The following is a 16,248-nucleotide window of genomic DNA, read 5'->3' as shown; positions in this document are numbered from 1 at the left end:
CTGAAACTCGCTTAAGATTAGCGCAATAGCTCGAGCACCTTCTCGGCTGTCTTTTGTTTGGCTTTGGCTTTGGCCGCCTCGGCAGCCTCGGCAGTAGTTTGAGGCGCGTTTTCAACCTGAACTTTCAGTTGCTTCACGGTTTCCGCGCCGCTTTCCATGGCTTTGATTTGCTCAGGCTTCGCCTGTTCCAGCCTTTGTTTGGCCGTTTCCTTTGCCGCGTTCAGCGTTTGCTCTTTAACGGATTTCGGCGCATTTGCCACATTCTCCTTTAACTGTTGAGCCTGTTGCAGTATCTGCTGGGCTTCAGTCGCTCTTTTCGCCGTTTCCGGTGCCGCCGTGTTAGCCGCATCTTTGGCCAATTGCTTGGTCACCGCTTCCAGTAAATTGTCTCCAGCCAGCGTCGCACCGGACGCCATCAACAAGGAACCGAATAAAATTGCTTTGTTTCGCATGAGCCTCACTCTCAGTAAATAATGATCTGAAACAGTAGCATAGTACCGTAAATCTGAATCGTTGATGAATTTATTGCGGGGAATGCGTCAGATGTAGAGATACATTTAGCGTGAGGCTGGAGAAAATAGGTTTTGCCTTCTCAAGGAAAATTAAACGCCGCGACCACATACAGCAGCAAGGCCATAAAAACCAGCACGGTAAAACCGAATTGCATCGCGATCAGCGTCGCCAGTATCGCGCTAATGACGGAGGCTCAGCCATTGATGCCCCAGGCCCACGGAATCAGCGTCGGCGCGGTCTGGCCGAGGCTGTCCATCGCCATCGGAAACGGCATGCCCATAAAAAAGCCCAGCGGTGCGATCAGCAGTATCGAAAACACCAGTCGGCTGCTGCCGCTCAATTCCAGCAGGAAGCCGGTCAAGGATTCAAAGCCGAGGATGTAAAATGCACTGAACAAGGCGATGCCGGCTACCGGCCAACGGACCATCGATTTTGCTCGGTTGCCGCATAATCTTTTCGAAAACAGACTGCCGCCGCCGGCGCTGACCAGAAATGTGCACAATACCGCCGTAACGGCATAGATCGGATGATGCAGAATCAGGATAAACTTCTGAATGAAAGCGATTTCAACAAAAAAGAAAGCCAGGCCCAGACAGACAAAATAAACCACAACCTGCCGATAGCCCTGAGTCCCGGACTTGATACCCAGCCTGTCCTTGCCCAGCACAAGCGGCAGCGCAATCAGCACCAGACTGGCGAGCAAGGCTTGCAGCAATGCGGCTATCAGCAACAGATAACCGCTTTCCAGCAGCGACATACCGCCCTGCCCCAACAGCGGCACAATCTCGGGCAGGGTTTTCCATTTGAAAAAATGAAAGAAATAAGGCCGGTCATCCGTTGCCGGTTCGATATTGAATTTGTAGTTCTTTATAAAAGCTTCGCCGTCAGCGCCCAGTAAGGCCTTCGCCGCCTGGTAGAAATACGGCTGCGGCAAGATATTGAAGCGGTTGACCTCCTCGACCGTGATGCCAGGATAATAAGCCAGGTCGAAACTGCGTTCGCTGCTGAATTGCTTGAGATTATCGATTTCCTGATCTGAAAAAGGCCCGTTTTTAACCAGCAGCGTGCTGGTTTGCCAACTGCGGATCAGCACGATGCGCTGCTGCGGATCTTTTATCTTCAACGCCTTGCACGCATTCACGACCGTTGCCAGCAGTTTCAGCGTATCCCTCGGCGGCATTTTGATCCAGCGGGTGATGCTGAGATAGCCGCCCGGCGACAGATGCTGCAGATCCGCCTGTAGCGCCTGTTCGGTATACAAATAACTCTCGGACAGCGCATAAAGCCCAGCCGCCGAGGCTCCGAACGCATCCAGCAAGGAAATGTTGATCAGGTCATAGCGTTCATCGCTCGTGGCGACAAATCCGCGGGCTTCGCCTATATGCAGGTTGACATGCGGATGCTGATAGATATGGCCCGCGAAATCGGCGTATTTTTTCTCGACCAGATCGATCACCTGCGGGTTGAGTTCAACCGCATCGATACGCGGAACGGCATGATGGTGCGCCTGAAGGATGTCGCTGCCGGTGCCCGCCCCCAGGATCAGGATGTTTTGCAGCGAGCGCAGATGGTAAGGCAACGCCGAGGTGGTCTGATCCAGATAGCCCAGCGTTTCCGGATTGCCGTCGTAGCGGTCGATCGCGGTCATATTGTCGGCATCGGCAAAGACGGCCAGCTGTTCGGGCGGCTCGGTCGTAGCATTGAGACTCAGCCCCGGTGCATGGCGCAACGGCGTAATGGCGCTCTTGACCACGTCAATCAGGCCCAACGGACTGGAATAGCGGTCTATGACCTTGGTGCCCGGAATTCTCAGCATCTGGATTTCGCCTTTATAAGGCGAAACATTCAGCCTGAGCCAGCCGGTCAGCGCGAACGTCGCAGCCAAAGCAATAATAATGCCGGCACTGAACCGGAACCTTGTTTCTCCCGGCTGTGCCCGAAAACTGTAATGGGACACGATCAGTGCGGCCGCAATGCCCAGTCCGGTTAAAACGGTCAGTATTTTTTCGGGAAACAGCAGGAACAGCAGCAGGATGATGCCGATGCTGCCGGCGCCGGCGCCAAGCAAGTCCGCCCCGTAAATAGACGACACGCGGGTCTGGTAATGATAAAAAGACAGGCCGATCACATTGGCTGCAAAGAAGAACGGCAATGCCAGCAGCAGGTACAGTAAAAGCAAATAGAACAATTGCACGGGCGCCCACAGAATCTCTTCGGGATTGAAGGGGATCATCTGGGCCAGGGCGTAACAGGCCGGCACCGAAAAGCTGAACAGCAGCATGTTGGCCGTGATCGCAGCCGGAAACCGGCGTTGCAGCGCATCGCGGTTCAATGCCAGAAAAACGCCGCTGACGCCATACCCGAGCAGCGCCAGGCTGATGATCATATAGGCGAAATGGTGCCACTGGATGATCGAGAACAGGCGCATCAGCAACACCTCATACGCCAGCGCCGACGCCGAGATAACGGCTACCGCCAACAGATACGAGCCGGTCGGCCTGGTTTCGGTCATTTAATGTTCACCGGTCAGCGGCACAAAGGCAACCGGCAGAATTTGCCGGGTAGTAACCTTGCTGTCCGCATCCTTGGTCACCAGCACCAGATGCTGGACCATGAAACGGCTGCCGACCGGTATAATCATGCGTCCTCCCGGTTTCAGTTGCTTGATCAGCGGCGGCGGAATATGACTGGCCGCGGCGGTGACGACAATCGCATCGAAAGGCGATTCGGACGGCCAGCCGTAATAGCCGTCCCCGATCAGGGTCCGCACGTTCTTGTATCCCAATTGCCCCAAGCGTTCCCCGGCCTGCCGGCCCAGCCCCTCGATAATTTCCATGGTAAATACCGCATCGGTCAGTTCGGCCAGAATGGCGGCCTGATAGCCTGAGCCGGTGCCGATTTCCAGCACCCGGTCGCCTTTCTCAAGGCTCAGCAGATCGGTCATGACGGCCACGATATAAGGCTGGGAGATGGTTTGCCCGTAACCGATAGGCAGCGGCCTGTTGTCATAAGCGTAGGGACGCTGATCTTCCGGCACGAACTCATGCCTGGGCACTTTAAGCATGGCGTCCAGCACTTTTTCATCAAGCGCGCCTTTCTCGAGAAACTGCTGGCTCATCCTGACACCGGACTTGATGACATTGATCATTTCCTGGCGCTGCTTCATGAAGCCCTCTTCGGCTATGGCAGCAGTAAAGCACAGGAACAGCAACCAAGCCAAGGCGAGTCCTTTTGGAACAGAGCGATAGGTTTTTGGCATGCAAACAACCTCCGGATTTAACCTGCATAAGTTAAAGCGCTCCGTGCCATAAAGCCCATGGGCTCCCGCCAAATCAATTCCGGCTCGTCATAAAGATTTTCGGTTATTTTGGCCGCCTGTCCATGATTCGAATCATTTGGCAACTGATGTGACTACGCAAACCGGCCGATCTTGGTGGGCCTGGCAAAAACTATTTTTGCTGCCAGACCTCTAAAGGCAGCCAAGGTCTGCTTCACTATTTGCCAAAACAAAGCATTGACTCATCACATGCCGCGCTATCAAAAATCCCTGCTCGTCTTTCGCCGCGACTGGCTGAGCTGCGGTCTTTTCCGGCCGTCGCATGCCCTGCGCAGACAACGGACAAAAGCGCTGTTTCGAAGTCGTCACTAATCCGGAGATCCCGCCATGCCTTATTTATACCTGCTGTTACTGATGCTGATGCCCGGTTGCACCGGCCTGCCGCCTGGCGCCAAACCCGTCACCGGCTTTGAGCTTAACCGATACCTCGGCAAATGGCATGAAATTGCCCGTCTCGACCACAGCTTTGAACGCGGCCTGACCGAAGTCACGGCCGAATATGGCCTCAGGGACGATGGCGGCGTCAGCGTGCTGAACAGCGGTTACAATGCCGAGACCGGTCAGCGTCAATCGGCCGAGGGCAAGGCTTACTTTATCGAATCGCCCGATGTCGGCCGCCTGAAAGTATCTTTTTTTGGGCCATTCTACGGCGCCTATAACATCATCGCCCTGGACAAAGCCAACTACAGCTATGCCATGATTGCAGGGCCTGATCGCGATTATCTGTGGATTCTGTCGCGCACGCCGACCCTGGATAAAAACATCATGCAAGCCCTGATTGATCAAGCCCAATCACTGGGTTTTGCTACCCAAAATTTAATTTATCCCTGATCAATAAAAAGCCTTCTACCTTCATTGATGCTCCGGAACTGGAACCGGTGATGGCCGATTCAGTACATGACAGGGTACTCAGGCATTAACAACAGGCCGCTCCGGATTCAACGGACAGGCTTTTGTTGGGCGGCGCGCAATCGAACAAACCGAAATGCGTGGATTTATCGCCCCAGATTTCAAAATGTTCGGCATAGCGGCTCATGCCGAGCATGTCGGCGGTATTGCCGCAGACGCGCAGGGGCCGGCCGGTTTCAAAATGATGGTGATCGTCCAAATCAAAAAAGTGGGGCGATTCGGGCAATGTGCCTTTATAGACGGCGACCTGCCCGAAATCCTCGCAACGGTCTTCCAAGGGCATTTTGAAAGCCCTGACCGTCACCGAGCGGAAATTGACCATGCCGATTTTGGCCAAGACCTCCGGATCGCCCAGCGTGATCGGATTGCCCTTGACGGTGCGGACATCAGGACAGCCCAGGTCGTGCATGATGCGGCGGAAATCCTCCCCATACAGGGCGCCGCCCAGACATTCGCCCAGCAGCACCGGGTCCTGTCTGAGCGCAGCAGGGATACGCCGGTCGGCATAGACATCGGAAAAGTAGAGTTCGCCGCCGGGCTTGAGCACGCGGAAAACTTCCGCCAATACCTGCTTTTTATCGGGCGACAGATTGATGACGCAATTCGACACGACAACATCAATGGAATTGTCGGCAATGCCGATCGAGGCGAGATCCTCGATGCGCCCCTGCAGGAATTCGACATTGGAGCACGCATAACCATACCGTTCGGCATGCCAGTCGCAATGACGCCTGGCGACATCAAGCTGAGCTTGCGTCATATCGACACCGATGACCCGTCCCGATTCACCGACCAACCGGGACAGCAAGTAACAATCACGTCCCGAACCGCACCCCAGGTCCAATACGGTACGGCCTTCAAGCGCTGGAGGCAACGGCGAACCGCAACCGTAGAAGCGGGCCACCACTTCCGGGTGCAGATCGGCGAGAAACGGACGCAAATGCCCAGGCATCGCGTCAAGCGTGCAACAGGCGCTGGTCTTTAAATCCTGACTGGATTTAAGCACCTCCCCGTAATAATTTTGAACAGATTCACTGAGGGCGGCATCGGTCATGTAGGCTCCGGATAGATAAGTAGATATTTGTAGGGACGCAAGTAAACGAAATAAACCATTACGTGTTTATTTGCTGAGTCGTTAAAACAGAAGATTTCTTACACGCGATTGTAAAATATTTTGCACAGGCTTTACAGGCTTGCAATACGCAACCTAAGCCCCCACTGGTTTGCAGATCAAAAAGCGCAGGATGGTTTTGATTGCTCCGTCAGTGCTCAGTACAGAACTGAGAGATCCACAATTTTACCGGCAATGGATGCAAATCAACTGTTTCAAACCGGCCCGGCACAGCCGATGGACAAACTCTGGATATGAGCACAGTTATCCTTTTGCCTCTATCTCAATATGAATGGCCTGAAATTTGTCATCATAAAAGGCGATCCTGTCCTTCAGTGCACGATGCTCTTCATAAGGATCCTCATAGGTCCAGACCGCATCCTCGAATGTCTGGCCGCCCAGATTGAGATGATAATAGTGCGCGGAGCCTTTGAACGGGCATTCGGTCGTGGTATCCGATCGCTCCAGCTTGTCCATCTTGACGTCGGAGCGGGGAAAATAGTAGCGAGGCGGATGCTGGTCTTCGTCGACTTGAACGACATCGCTGGAGTCTGCGACCACCTCGCCGTTGATCTCGACCTGAACTCTTTGATTAATGGGTTTTTCCTGGACTTTATGGTTGGGCCATTTTTGGTGGCCGGGTGATTTGCTCATGCTGACCTCCTGAGTGATGGTGCTCGTATCAATGCCACCGAAAGGATCGCGGCAGCACTCGCCTAACCCCCGCCGTAAGGGCGAGTGATGATTTCGAGGAGATGCCCGTCGGGATCTTCGAAATACACCCCGCGGCCACCGTCGCGGTGATTAATCTCGTCTGCCCGGTGCTGACCGGGATCGGCCCAGTATTCAAGCCCTTGCTCGCGTATGCGGCCGAAGATCGAATCGAAGTCGTCTTCACCGATCAGGAAGGCGTAGTGTTGCGACGCGATCTCTTTGTGGGTTTCATAGAAGTCGAGCGAAACTCCGTTGCTGAGTTCAACGACTAGAAAGGGTCCAAAGGGTTTGGGGGCCGGCAGCCCGAGGATTTTTGTCAGGAACGTTGCCGACCGTTGCTGGTCACGGCACGAGACAATGGTATGGTTGAGTTGCACGCTCATAGGGATACTCCCTGACATCGGGTTTATTGATTTGTGACCGCGGCAAACATCAGGCGGTTCAACCCGGTAGGATGAGCACATCCTTGCGTTATCCAGTCTTTCTCTTACCGTGAATTTTTTTCCAACGCTGTCTGGCAGGCTAGACAATATTTACAAGGAATAGCCTTTCTTCGCGTTTCCGGAATCGGTTCGCCGCATTCTTCACAATCGATAGCCGATTCACCCGTATAAAGCGATTTTCGGGTTTCTTCGATAAAGAGCGCCGTCATTTGATCCATTCTCTCAATAATGGCATCCGTTCCACCTGCCCATGCTGATGACATATCAGTTTCTCTTATTTAAAAATTTATAAAAATTACATTCATTTGTTTGAGCGTTTAATGTTAATGCCATTAAATTCTTTAATTAACAGGCAATTTTACATTACCCAAAGCTATCTATAGATTAAACTTTTAAAAGTAAGTTTGAAGTTTTTTGACTACACATCATCGGCAAATTACACATCCCAAAGCTGATAGCCGATTATCGCGCCGACAAGTTCAAACACTCGCTGAAAACCTTTAATAATAGGCATTAATACCTATTGATAAGGCATGCGAACCGCCGCACACTTCTGCTAAAGAGGTAAAGCTTCTGAAAACGGAAAACCCGGCATTCCTTATTGCCCTGCCAGATCAGGAGAATAGCCATACGGAGTATGGCATTGCTTCCATTGGCTCTGCTTGCCTTACTTTATTCAACTCGAGTGCGACAATTTTTCATTATCCGTTCAAAATCGCGCTTTAATTGCAATCTAAGATCAAACGCTTAAAGTTGGTGCCATGCCTGTCGCCTGCATCTGTCATCGGCTCGCTCCCGGCCTATGGATTCTTGAACGAATCCGGATGCTATAAAGACTATTTGCACACTCATGCTTAACATTTAATTGACGAGATAATGCTATGGTAAGTCGCAATTTCCCTATCTGCCTTATTGGCCTGATGGTTTTTATGGGTTTGAGCTCGGGCTGCCAAATGCACCGTGGCGCCGATTCCCGCGACGTACTAGGCGCTGTTGAAATCCGCGATGAGCAGATGAAAGGCCGATGGCCGGCCGAATTGCCCAGAACGGTTTATGTCAGCGACTTTATCCTTGATGCCCAAAAAATCGAAGGTGATCAGGGTGTTCGGGGCGCTCTGCCCGGCCGAGGTTTAGGACAGATCGGGCAACGGCTGCCGCATCCGATGGCACACTCGGATCCTAAGGCGCGGGCTAGGGAAATCGTTAATGACATGAGCCAAAGCCTGATCAGCAATCTCAGGGATAAAGGCTTCACTGCGCAGCGCCTGTCCGGCCCGCAGGTGACTCTGCCGCGCGACGGCTGGCTGCTACAGGGCATATTTACCGAAGTCGATGAAGGTAACCGCATTAAGCGTGCCGTGATCGGCTTTGGCCGCGGCGCGACCACTATGAACGTCCAGGTCGGCGTCAGCAATCTGGCCGGCGCGCAGCCACAGACGCCCTTTATCGTATTTGGCACCATCAAAGATCCCAAAAAAGTGCCTGGCGCTGCCGCGACCATCAACCCTTATGTGGCCGCCGCCAAATTTGTCATGGAAAAAAATGCAACGGAAAAGGATATCGAAAAAACCGCCGAACAGATCGTCAACGAGATTCTGAAACATACTCAGCAATTCAAAGAACAGAAACGCCGATAAAATAAAGGCATCAGAATTAAATACATTGACTGATACTCTGACTATGCCTTTTTCCTCGTTATTAAGATTACATAGAGCAGTTTTATCGCTAACAAGTATCCGAATTCTGAGGGCCATTTCTGTTATCAGCCATGGGCAGTTTCAGGCCAGTCAGGAAGACTGGCTGACATTGAAGGCGTCGGCATAGATATCCTTCATGGAGGCGCCCGCCAGAAAGGCTTTCTTTTTGGCTGTCTTGACCATTTCTGGATGCCCGCAGAGAAACAGGCGCCAGTTCTTGAGATCGGGTATCTGCTGAAAAGCCACGTCATGGGCGCGTCCCGCGGCAAAGCCGTGCGGCACATCTCCGCCGGACAGGCACGGCACGTAATCGAAATTCGAATATTGCCTGACCAGATCGCGCAGCTCCCCGGTCAGATAGACTCCGTTCAGGTCGCGGCTGCCGTGAAATAATCGAATAGGGCCGGTGTGACCCTGACTAAGGGCATCGCGGATAATGCCGTAAAGCGGCGCAAGCCCGGAGCCCGTACCGATCAGAACCATGCCCTGTTCGGCATTGCCGGGCGTGTAAAAGCAGTCGCCGGCGGGACCGCGAACCTCGACCGTCTCGCCCGGACGCAGTTCCTCATGTATCCAGCCGCTGACCCTGCCCTGCGGCAGGCGGCGAACATGGAGGTGAAGGTGATCATCTTCATGCGGCACGCTGGCGAGTGAGTAACTGCGGCCCAGCGACGGGTCCTGAAACAGGTTGATGAACTGCCCGGCTCTGTAATCGATGGGCACATGACATTCGAGCGTGACATGCATGATTTCTGAATTGAGCAGTTTCAGACTTTTGACGGTAGCGGGAACAGCCGCCTGAATATCCTTATCGTCCGGCAGAGCGACATCAAGATCTGAAGTGGGATGACAAACGCAAGCGAGAAAATAGTTCTGGAGTTTGAGGCTATCCTTCAATCCTTGCTGCGAAATTTCGGGAGGCGTCCCGACAGTGGCACGCATCAGGCAGGTCTGGCAGGCTCCGCTGCGGCAGGAAAAAGGAACGGGCACGCCGCGACTGGTCAAACACTCCAGAACAGATTGGTTCTCGCCCAATTCGAAGTTGTCTTTTGCATAACGAATAGTCACCATGGCAGCGTACCTGTATTTCTGAAATAAAGAATTAACGGCCCAGCACGTCGTTTCGCGTGCTCTCGGCGATAGCGGCAACCTGATTGATCAGAGCCTCTTGCACGCCCAGCTCGCGGAGGGTCGCCGCGAGGTTTTCAATCACCGCATCGACATGCGTATCATCCAGGCCGCGCTCGACCAGATGGGCATGGCCGGCGCGCATATCGAGACCGCTGTAATTGTGCGGCCCGCCGAAGGCCATGGTCAGGAATGCTTTTTGTTTCGCGGCCTGCTTCTCCATATCCACGTCCTCGAAGAAGGAACTGATGCGGTCATCGCTCAATACCTTGCGGTAAAAAATATCAACGGCAGCATTAACGGCGGCTTCGCCACCTAATTTTTCGTACAAGGACTCTTGTTGCGACATATTTTTCTCCAGTTCAATTAAAAAGGTGTTTAAAATACATCTTAAAAGATACGCCCCAAGAGGGGGCAGTGATAAGGCGTAACTATAAGATGTATTTAACATGCATCTTATTTCCAGGTAGTAAAATCGTCAAGCCCTATCTTTTATTTTTTAAGCCCTGCTTGAAACGCAGGCTGATTTTAAGGAGCATCAAACATGCAGCTTACGCAATTCACTGATTATTCACTGCGCCTGCTGATTTATCTTGCCCGCTTGCCGGAACCGGGCATGGCGACCATTTCAGAAATTGCCGAGTATCATCAAATTTCCCGCAACCATCTGGTCAAGGTGGCGAACAGCCTGGCCAATCAAGGCTTCATCATGACGACCCGGGGCAAGGGCGGCGGCATTCAGCTGTCCCGACCCGCGAATACCATAGGGGTCGGGGAAGTAGTACGGAGGACCGAAGTCAACATGAATCTGGTGGAGTGCTTCGATACACCGTCCAATCAGTGCCGCCTGACCCGCGACTGCTTTCTGAAGGCCATGTTATACGAGGCGCAGCGCGCATTCATGGCTGTGCTGGACAAATACTCGCTGGCCGATGCGGCCCGTTTCGGCGTCAGAGTCGACCTGTCAGCATTGTCTGAAGATCCTTCATCGTCCGCCTGACGCGTAAAACGGGTTTTGGCGCTTCGCCCGGCCCGAAACGCCTTATGGCTAAGCGGTCCGATCGCTTGTGCGTCGCAATCACATAAGCAGCCAAAGGACCATGCAGGTGAATCTCGCCATAAAGCCCATCAACCATTTGGCTTTTCCGGTTGGCGATAAAGCTTGCCAATAGGCTGAAATTGCTTGCTTTAGCTTTAGCCTCAGCCAGTCGGCCGCAAGATCCGCTTTGGATCAGCAATACCGGCGAGGCAGGGATTTGAAAAGAGATCTTGCCGATCTAGCGCCCTTGGCTACTAGAACAGGCTTTGTCAGGCCAGGCTGCAACAAGCCCCGGCAAGCCAGGGCTGTTGCAGCTTCAGAATTACAGCGATTTCAAATACTCGACCAGGTCTGCTTTCTCCTGATCGGTTAACCCCAGTTTTAAATGACTGTTGTAATGATTTACCACATCGAGCAGTGTAGCAAACCGCCCGTCATGATAAAAACCGCCTTTGGTGTGGGTCCACAGCCCCTTCAGCGGCGCAGTCCGATAGCGCATGTCCGGTGACCGGTTGGCCTGGAAATCGTCAATGCCGATCTCTTCCGGTGTGTGCATGTTCCACCCCGGTTCGCTATAAGTCGGCGGCACATGGCAGGTCGCGCATTGGCCTTTGTCTTCGAAAACCTGTTTGCCGCTGGCTGCGGCGGATGGATTGAAACTGCCTTTCGGTGCCATTGGCGCGGGAATCGCCAATTGATAGAAATGCAGCGCCGGCAATTTGGCGCTAACGAGATCGGGATCGTTGCGCACGTTGTCGAAACCGGCTTTGGCGGCGACCGGGAATTGCTCAGGGTCTTTCAGGCGCGGATCGAAGAACGTGCCCTTCCCGTGCATTTCCAGCACAGCGACAAAGGCATTCCAGTGCGTCACGGAACCCCAGCCGGTCCAGGTGTGCAGATTGACGCCCGCCAGGCCGAACGCGGGAGGAATGAGCGTCGCGGCCGATTTGCCGTCCGGGCGGAAGGCTTTGCCATCGAGAACCAGTTCAGCATCGAATTTTCCCGGGCCCCAGGACGCCAGCACGTCCCGCACGGTCTTGTCATCGACTTCGAGCAGCGTCGTAAACGCGCTGAGGTCGGGAGCCAGGCCGATGATCGCGCCGACGTTGAGATCACGATTGGCCCAGGCGTCGAGCCGATGACCAACCCCGGGCGCCAGTGAATTGTCCACCGTGGAGTGGCAGAGTGCGCATTGTATGCCAATTGAGCTCAGATCATTTCCGGCAAAGATGCCCTTGACGCCAACGACGGCATTGAGGCGCAGCAATTCAATTGTGACCGCCGGATCATCGAGGTTCACGCCGCCGCTCTTCAGGCTGGATACGATGTTTGCCGGAAGCGCATCGACATCAACCTTGAGACCTACCGCTAGCGCCGTCTTCGGGCTCACGCCCGGGCCTACGCCGCCGAATTTAGCGCCTTTTATTGCCTGGTGCAATTTCAGCGTATCGCCCCAGAAGGCCTCGTCGCCGAAGGTATCGTATCGAAAAATTTTACTGCCATCGGCCAGCGTTTGCTGAGCCTGCCTGTTAATTTGCTTATCGAACTTTATCAGTGCCTGCCGCTTGTCATCAGAAAATGCCGTACTGACGGAGATGACCAGTAGAGGAATTGTCATCATGTATATCCAATATCGTTTCATGATAATCTCCATTTCTTGAGAAAAGTTAGGATGAATACCAGATAAGCGAGTGCCATTTTCTATCCCATCAAGATGAATATTGGGTATACACACAAAAAACAGCTATGTCTGTGTGTTAGCATACGTAAAAAGGCGTTTTGCGTGATGTCCGTTTATTGCGATCGTCCGTCAGCCAGCAGCGCCTTATCTTTTAATAAAATACTTCATCCCCTGGAGGCATAATGAGAGACATATACGGAACCCAGCATCTGGCCCTGCAGGATGCTTTTGATACGCGCAGCCTGGCCGATGCTGTCGGTCAAATCATTGTCCAGTCAGAAATTGCCGATGAGCATAAGAGTTTCATCGAAACCCGCGACATGTTCTTTCTGACGACGATCGATCACCGGGGCTACCCTACCTGTTCATACAAAGGTGGAACGCCGGGATTTGTTAAAGTGGTGGACAACAAAACGCTTGCCTTCCCCAGTTACAACGGCAACGGCATGTTTTTGTCCATAGGCAACATCACGGCCAACGACAAGGTCGGCCTGTTATTCATCGATTTTGAAACGCCGCACCGCGTTCGCGTTCACGGGACGGCGGCTGTCGATAGCAATGATCCATTGCTCGTCGACTTTCAAGGTGCGGAAATGATCGTACGCGTCACGATTACCGAGATATTCGTCAATTGCCCGCGTTATATTCACAAGTATCAGCGGGTACAGACGTCCAGGTACGCGCCTCAAGACGGTCAGCCAACCCCGCCGCCGCAATGGAAGCGCATCGATGCGCTACAGGATGCTCTTCCGGAAAGGGATAAAGGCATAGCAGAAACACTGGGCGGCACTATCACGCCGGAAGAATACGGTACCCTGGTCATGAAAGGAGAAGCCTGAGGTAACGTTTCCTCGACCTTTCCAGAAGGAACTTTTGGTTTCGGCGGCATTTCTAATTTCTTGAGTATGTTTTTTTGTTTAAACCAAACCACTACAAGGTGACTACCAATGAAACATCTTAATCAATTGATGGCTGCTTTTTTTCTGTTAATTTCTTATGGCATGGTCAGTTACGCCGGCGAACCGATAAATAAACCCGAATCCCAGGGCACGAACAGAATGGGTGGAGGCATGGGCGGAATGGGTAGAGGCATGGGTGAAATGGGTGGTGGCATGGGCGGCATGATGGGAGGCATGTCCGAAGAGCAAAAAGATCTGCATATGCGGACTTTTCAGGACCATATGCTGTTAATGCACGAGCTTTCCGATAAGATTCTGGCAGAGAAAGACCCCGCCAAAAAAGAACAGCTTAAAAAACAACAGTTGGATTTGTTAAAAGCGCATCATGATCAGCTGATGGAACATCGTCGGCAATGGCAAAAAGATCATAAAAAAATGCAGCAGCCGGGCTCAAAAACCAATCAATAAATCTATCAAGGGCGGCTTAGCGGCCGCCTGGCGGTATCGCCACGATTAACTTCAATTCAAAAAGCTTGCTTTTAACTATTTCTTATTATCATCAGGTTGAGTTATTGTATCCACCTTTTAAGCAAAGGATAACCTGATGAATAAGTACCCCGAAAAGACCTGTCATATTGATCGCCTCGTAACCCATCCCAAACTGGTTGCTGCTGTGCTGGACGGACAAAAGACCCAACAACGCAGGGATGGCGTCTACGCTTATCCGGGCGAGACCTTTGAACTGGAAGGCACGGCATTTATCGTTACCGCGCTGGAGCGGCAAAGCCTGGGCGAGATGACTGATGCCGATGCAAAAGCCGAAGGCTATCCTAACCTTGACGCCTATAAAGATGTGATCCTGAGAATGCACGCCGGCATGACCTGGAACAATGACAGTCTGGTCTGGGTCCATTCTTTTAAACGTAACGATTAGTCTGCATCGGTACTTTTTCACATTTATGTGCAACTTTTTTAACAATAACCGAACCAACTGAGCCTGCCCGCCATCTTAACGGAGTCTGTCATATAAATGTTTTTAAGCGCGATCCATCCAGCAAAGCCGAGTGTTTATAATAACTGGACAGTTATTGTCTGGCTTATTTTGGGGCTGATGTTTTCTCCCCTGTCTCGCTCGTCTGAAGGCACAACCGACCCCGGGCTGGTTGAAGTCATCAGTTCCCTGATAACTTCAAACCGGCACCCTTACCTGCTGCATAACGACATTTACGACCAGCATGAAGACATTCAGGCGCTTTACCAATTGAATAGCTATCAATTGGTCTGGTTGAAGAACGGCGCTTTGGATAGTCAGGTGGATGATGTGTTAGCGCTGTTGGCAAACGCTGAAGAAAACGGTCTGAATGCGCAAAATTATGATGAGTCTTATCTTGCCCGGAAATGGCTGCAAATCAAAGCCGGCCAGGATAAATCGCCACAGGCCCTGGCGTTGTATGATACGGCACTGAATATTGCTCTGCTGCGTTATCTTTCCGATCTGCATTACGGCCAAATCAAAGCTCATAATGTAAAACTGGGCGCCGATATAATCCTGGAACAGGTTAGTCTTGCCGGTTTAATTGTGGAAGCCGCCGCCCAGAAAAAACCGTCCGAACTCGTTGCCAAGGTTGAGCCGGTACTGCCTGTCTACCGGCATTTGAAAGAGGCCTTGTCCAGATACCGGCAACTCGCCCGGACAAACAATTTTCATCAGTTCTCGTTTATACAGACATTACGGCCGGGCCAGCATGATTCGCAAATGGTATTTCTCCGTGAGTTGTTGACGGCTTTAGGCGATATGCCCGAATCGGCAGAAACCGATGCGAAAAACGGCAAACTTTATGATGCGTCCCTGGTCAATGGGGTCAAGAATTTCCAACTGCGGCACGGGCTGGGAGGCGACGGCGTAATTGGCAAAAGCACAGTCGCCGCCCTCAATATGCCTCTCGCTGATCGAATCCGGCAAATTGAATTGTCCATGGAACGATTTCGCTGGCTGCCCAGAGTGAAAGAAGGTTCGCTGATTATCGTCAATATTCCCGCTTTTCAGTTATGGGCTTATGATTCAATCGGTATGGAAACAGTGCCGCCTTTAAACATGAAGGTGATCGTCGGCAAATCCTTAAACAAGCAGACGCCTGTGTTCATGGCCAACATGCATTTTCTTCAGTTCAGGCCCTACTGGAACGTGCCGCGAAGCATCGTCAAGGAAGAACTGCTGCCTAAACTGCGCCTGAACTGGTCTTATCTGGCCGGGCAGAATATGGAGCTGGTCAATAACTTCGGCCCGAATGCAACCGTGATGGCGGTTAACGACGAGACAATAAATCTTTTAAGCCGCGGTCTCTTGAAAGTCAGACAACGCCCCGGCCGCCTGAATGCGCTGGGCAGCGTGAAGTTCATGTTTCCGAATGATTACAATGTTTATCTGCACGATACCCCGACTCAGAATTTGTTCAAGCGCACAAGAAGAGACTTCAGCCATGGCTGCGTTCGGGTCGAGGACCCTGAAGCATTAGCCGAATTCGTGCTGAAATCCAAGGACGGCTGGGACCGGCAAAGAATCAGCAAAGCCATGCATCGAGACAATCCCAGATACGTCCAATTGGACAATCCCATCCCGGTCATTATTTTCTATACCACGGCAATGGCTACGGCTGATCAGGTGTTATTTTTCGAGGATATATACGGTCTCGACAATCCGTTGGTTCAGGCGTTATCCAGACCGGTTCAAAAGAAAACAGCCGATACGGTTGTCCTCACTGAATAAAAAAGCATTT

General features: G+C 52.3%; 17 protein-coding genes. 7 read left to right on the top strand and 10 right to left on the bottom strand.

Going from position 1 to position 16,248, the window contains the following annotated elements:
* Nucleotides 1-17 precede the first annotated feature (17 nt).
* The 3 genes from METLU_RS0103390 to METLU_RS0103380 form a co-directional block, all read right to left on the bottom strand.
* On the bottom strand, nt 18-452 hold the full coding sequence (locus tag METLU_RS0103390; RefSeq protein ID WP_027157005.1) for a hypothetical protein: 435 nt from the start codon (nt 450-452) through the stop codon (nt 18-20).
* Nucleotides 453-706: 254 nt separating this feature from the next.
* Complete coding sequence (locus METLU_RS29115; RefSeq protein WP_407939105.1) at nt 707-2,161, bottom strand: spermidine synthase; 1,455 nt, start codon at nt 2,159-2,161, stop codon at nt 707-709.
* Nucleotides 2,162-3,025: 864 nt separating this feature from the next.
* Nucleotides 3,026-3,631, bottom strand: coding sequence for a protein-L-isoaspartate(D-aspartate) O-methyltransferase (locus tag METLU_RS0103380; protein WP_407939104.1), 606 nt, complete (start codon nt 3,629-3,631; stop codon nt 3,026-3,028).
* A gap of 546 nt (nt 3,632-4,177) precedes the next feature.
* On the opposite strand from METLU_RS0103380, the gene METLU_RS0103375 reads away from it, so the two are divergent.
* Nucleotides 4,178-4,681 (top strand): lipocalin family protein, encoded by a 504-nt coding sequence (locus METLU_RS0103375; RefSeq protein ID WP_027157003.1) that lies wholly within the window; start codon nt 4,178-4,180, stop codon nt 4,679-4,681.
* An 85-nt stretch (nt 4,682-4,766) separates the two neighbouring features.
* Here the strand turns inward: METLU_RS0103375 and METLU_RS0103370 are convergent, their stop codons facing one another.
* From METLU_RS0103370 to METLU_RS27120, 4 genes are all read right to left on the bottom strand, one after another.
* Nucleotides 4,767-5,813 carry a methyltransferase domain-containing protein gene (locus METLU_RS0103370; protein WP_027157002.1) on the bottom strand — a complete coding sequence of 349 codons (1,047 nt, stop codon included), beginning with the start codon at nt 5,811-5,813 and terminating at the stop codon, nt 4,767-4,769.
* A 321-nt stretch (nt 5,814-6,134) separates the two neighbouring features.
* Nucleotides 6,135-6,524, bottom strand: a complete 390-nt coding sequence (locus METLU_RS24375) for a DUF427 domain-containing protein (RefSeq protein WP_036242819.1) — start codon at nt 6,522-6,524, stop codon at nt 6,135-6,137.
* A 62-nt stretch (nt 6,525-6,586) separates the two neighbouring features.
* Nucleotides 6,587-6,967, bottom strand: coding sequence for a VOC family protein (locus METLU_RS0103355; protein WP_027157000.1), 381 nt, complete (start codon nt 6,965-6,967; stop codon nt 6,587-6,589).
* A 104-nt stretch (nt 6,968-7,071) separates the two neighbouring features.
* A complete protein-coding gene (locus tag METLU_RS27120; protein ID WP_036242817.1) occupies nt 7,072-7,290 on the bottom strand; it encodes a TraR/DksA C4-type zinc finger protein in 219 nt (72 codons plus the stop codon).
* A 618-nt stretch (nt 7,291-7,908) separates the two neighbouring features.
* On the opposite strand from METLU_RS27120, the gene METLU_RS0103350 reads away from it, so the two are divergent.
* Nucleotides 7,909-8,664 (top strand): DUF4410 domain-containing protein, encoded by a 756-nt coding sequence (locus METLU_RS0103350; RefSeq protein WP_027156999.1) that lies wholly within the window; start codon nt 7,909-7,911, stop codon nt 8,662-8,664.
* 150 nt (nt 8,665-8,814) lie between these two features.
* Here METLU_RS0103350 and METLU_RS0103345 read toward each other — a convergent pair whose 3' ends face one another.
* A complete protein-coding gene (locus METLU_RS0103345) occupies nt 8,815-9,795 on the bottom strand; it encodes an FAD-binding oxidoreductase (RefSeq protein ID WP_027156998.1) in 981 nt (326 codons plus the stop codon).
* Nucleotides 9,796-9,826: 31 nt separating this feature from the next.
* Nucleotides 9,827-10,201: a group I truncated hemoglobin gene (locus tag METLU_RS0103340; RefSeq protein ID WP_027156997.1), complete on the bottom strand. Its 375-nt coding sequence runs from the start codon at nt 10,199-10,201 to the stop codon at nt 9,827-9,829.
* A gap of 195 nt (nt 10,202-10,396) precedes the next feature.
* Between METLU_RS0103340 and METLU_RS0103335 the strand changes: the two genes are divergently transcribed.
* Nucleotides 10,397-10,852 (top strand): Rrf2 family transcriptional regulator, encoded by a 456-nt coding sequence (locus tag METLU_RS0103335; RefSeq protein ID WP_027156996.1) that lies wholly within the window; start codon nt 10,397-10,399, stop codon nt 10,850-10,852.
* 361 nt (nt 10,853-11,213) lie between these two features.
* On the opposite strand, the gene METLU_RS0103330 is transcribed toward METLU_RS0103335, so the two are convergent.
* Nucleotides 11,214-12,533 carry a c-type cytochrome gene (locus tag METLU_RS0103330; RefSeq protein ID WP_196806485.1) on the bottom strand — a complete coding sequence of 440 codons (1,320 nt, stop codon included), beginning with the start codon at nt 12,531-12,533 and terminating at the stop codon, nt 11,214-11,216.
* A gap of 221 nt (nt 12,534-12,754) precedes the next feature.
* Here METLU_RS0103330 and METLU_RS0103325 point away from each other — a divergent pair, with 221 nt between their 5' ends.
* From METLU_RS0103325 to METLU_RS0103310, 4 genes are all read left to right on the top strand, one after another.
* Complete coding sequence (locus METLU_RS0103325; RefSeq protein WP_027156994.1) at nt 12,755-13,411, top strand: pyridoxamine 5'-phosphate oxidase family protein; 657 nt, start codon at nt 12,755-12,757, stop codon at nt 13,409-13,411.
* Between the two features lie 108 nt (nt 13,412-13,519).
* Entirely contained in the window at nt 13,520-13,939 is a 420-nt protein-coding gene (locus METLU_RS0103320) for a hypothetical protein (RefSeq protein ID WP_027156993.1), read from the top strand.
* A 136-nt stretch (nt 13,940-14,075) separates the two neighbouring features.
* A complete protein-coding gene (locus METLU_RS0103315) occupies nt 14,076-14,405 on the top strand; it encodes an ASCH domain-containing protein (RefSeq protein ID WP_027156992.1) in 330 nt (109 codons plus the stop codon).
* A gap of 96 nt (nt 14,406-14,501) precedes the next feature.
* The gene (locus tag METLU_RS0103310; RefSeq protein ID WP_051299749.1) at nt 14,502-16,238 is read left to right on the top strand and encodes a L,D-transpeptidase family protein; all 1,737 of its coding nucleotides are present in this window, start codon (nt 14,502-14,504) and stop codon (nt 16,236-16,238) included.
* Nucleotides 16,239-16,248 lie beyond the last annotated feature (10 nt).

Source organism: Methylobacter luteus IMV-B-3098 (assembly GCF_000427625.1).
GTDB classification, from domain to species: domain Bacteria; phylum Pseudomonadota; class Gammaproteobacteria; order Methylococcales; family Methylomonadaceae; genus Methylobacter; species Methylobacter luteus.
This window is presented reverse-complemented; position numbering and strand designations above follow the sequence as displayed.

Excerpts from the sequence above, each read along its gene's own strand:
- METLU_RS0103390 (WP_027157005.1), bottom strand. The coding sequence starts at position 452 with ATGCGAAACAAAGCAATTTTATTCGGTTCCTTGTTGATGGCGTCCGGT.
- METLU_RS29115 (WP_407939105.1), bottom strand. The coding sequence starts at position 2,161 with ATGACCGCGATCGACCGCTACGACGGCAATCCGGAAACGCTGGGCTAT.
- METLU_RS0103380 (WP_407939104.1), bottom strand. The coding sequence starts at position 3,631 with ATGAGCCAGCAGTTTCTCGAGAAAGGCGCGCTTGATGAAAAAGTGCTG.
- METLU_RS0103375 (WP_027157003.1), top strand. The coding sequence starts at position 4,178 with ATGCCTTATTTATACCTGCTGTTACTGATGCTGATGCCCGGTTGCACC.
- METLU_RS0103370 (WP_027157002.1), bottom strand. The coding sequence starts at position 5,813 with ATGACCGATGCCGCCCTCAGTGAATCTGTTCAAAATTATTACGGGGAG.
- METLU_RS24375 (WP_036242819.1), bottom strand. The coding sequence starts at position 6,524 with ATGAGCAAATCACCCGGCCACCAAAAATGGCCCAACCATAAAGTCCAG.
- METLU_RS0103355 (WP_027157000.1), bottom strand. The coding sequence starts at position 6,967 with ATGAGCGTGCAACTCAACCATACCATTGTCTCGTGCCGTGACCAGCAA.
- METLU_RS27120 (WP_036242817.1), bottom strand. The coding sequence starts at position 7,290 with ATGTCATCAGCATGGGCAGGTGGAACGGATGCCATTATTGAGAGAATG.
- METLU_RS0103350 (WP_027156999.1), top strand. The coding sequence starts at position 7,909 with ATGGTAAGTCGCAATTTCCCTATCTGCCTTATTGGCCTGATGGTTTTT.
- METLU_RS0103345 (WP_027156998.1), bottom strand. The coding sequence starts at position 9,795 with ATGGTGACTATTCGTTATGCAAAAGACAACTTCGAATTGGGCGAGAAC.
- METLU_RS0103340 (WP_027156997.1), bottom strand. The coding sequence starts at position 10,201 with ATGTCGCAACAAGAGTCCTTGTACGAAAAATTAGGTGGCGAAGCCGCC.
- METLU_RS0103335 (WP_027156996.1), top strand. The coding sequence starts at position 10,397 with ATGCAGCTTACGCAATTCACTGATTATTCACTGCGCCTGCTGATTTAT.
- METLU_RS0103330 (WP_196806485.1), bottom strand. The coding sequence starts at position 12,533 with ATGAAACGATATTGGATATACATGATGACAATTCCTCTACTGGTCATC.
- METLU_RS0103325 (WP_027156994.1), top strand. The coding sequence starts at position 12,755 with ATGAGAGACATATACGGAACCCAGCATCTGGCCCTGCAGGATGCTTTT.
- METLU_RS0103320 (WP_027156993.1), top strand. The coding sequence starts at position 13,520 with ATGAAACATCTTAATCAATTGATGGCTGCTTTTTTTCTGTTAATTTCT.
- METLU_RS0103315 (WP_027156992.1), top strand. The coding sequence starts at position 14,076 with ATGAATAAGTACCCCGAAAAGACCTGTCATATTGATCGCCTCGTAACC.
- METLU_RS0103310 (WP_051299749.1), top strand. The coding sequence starts at position 14,502 with ATGTTTTTAAGCGCGATCCATCCAGCAAAGCCGAGTGTTTATAATAAC.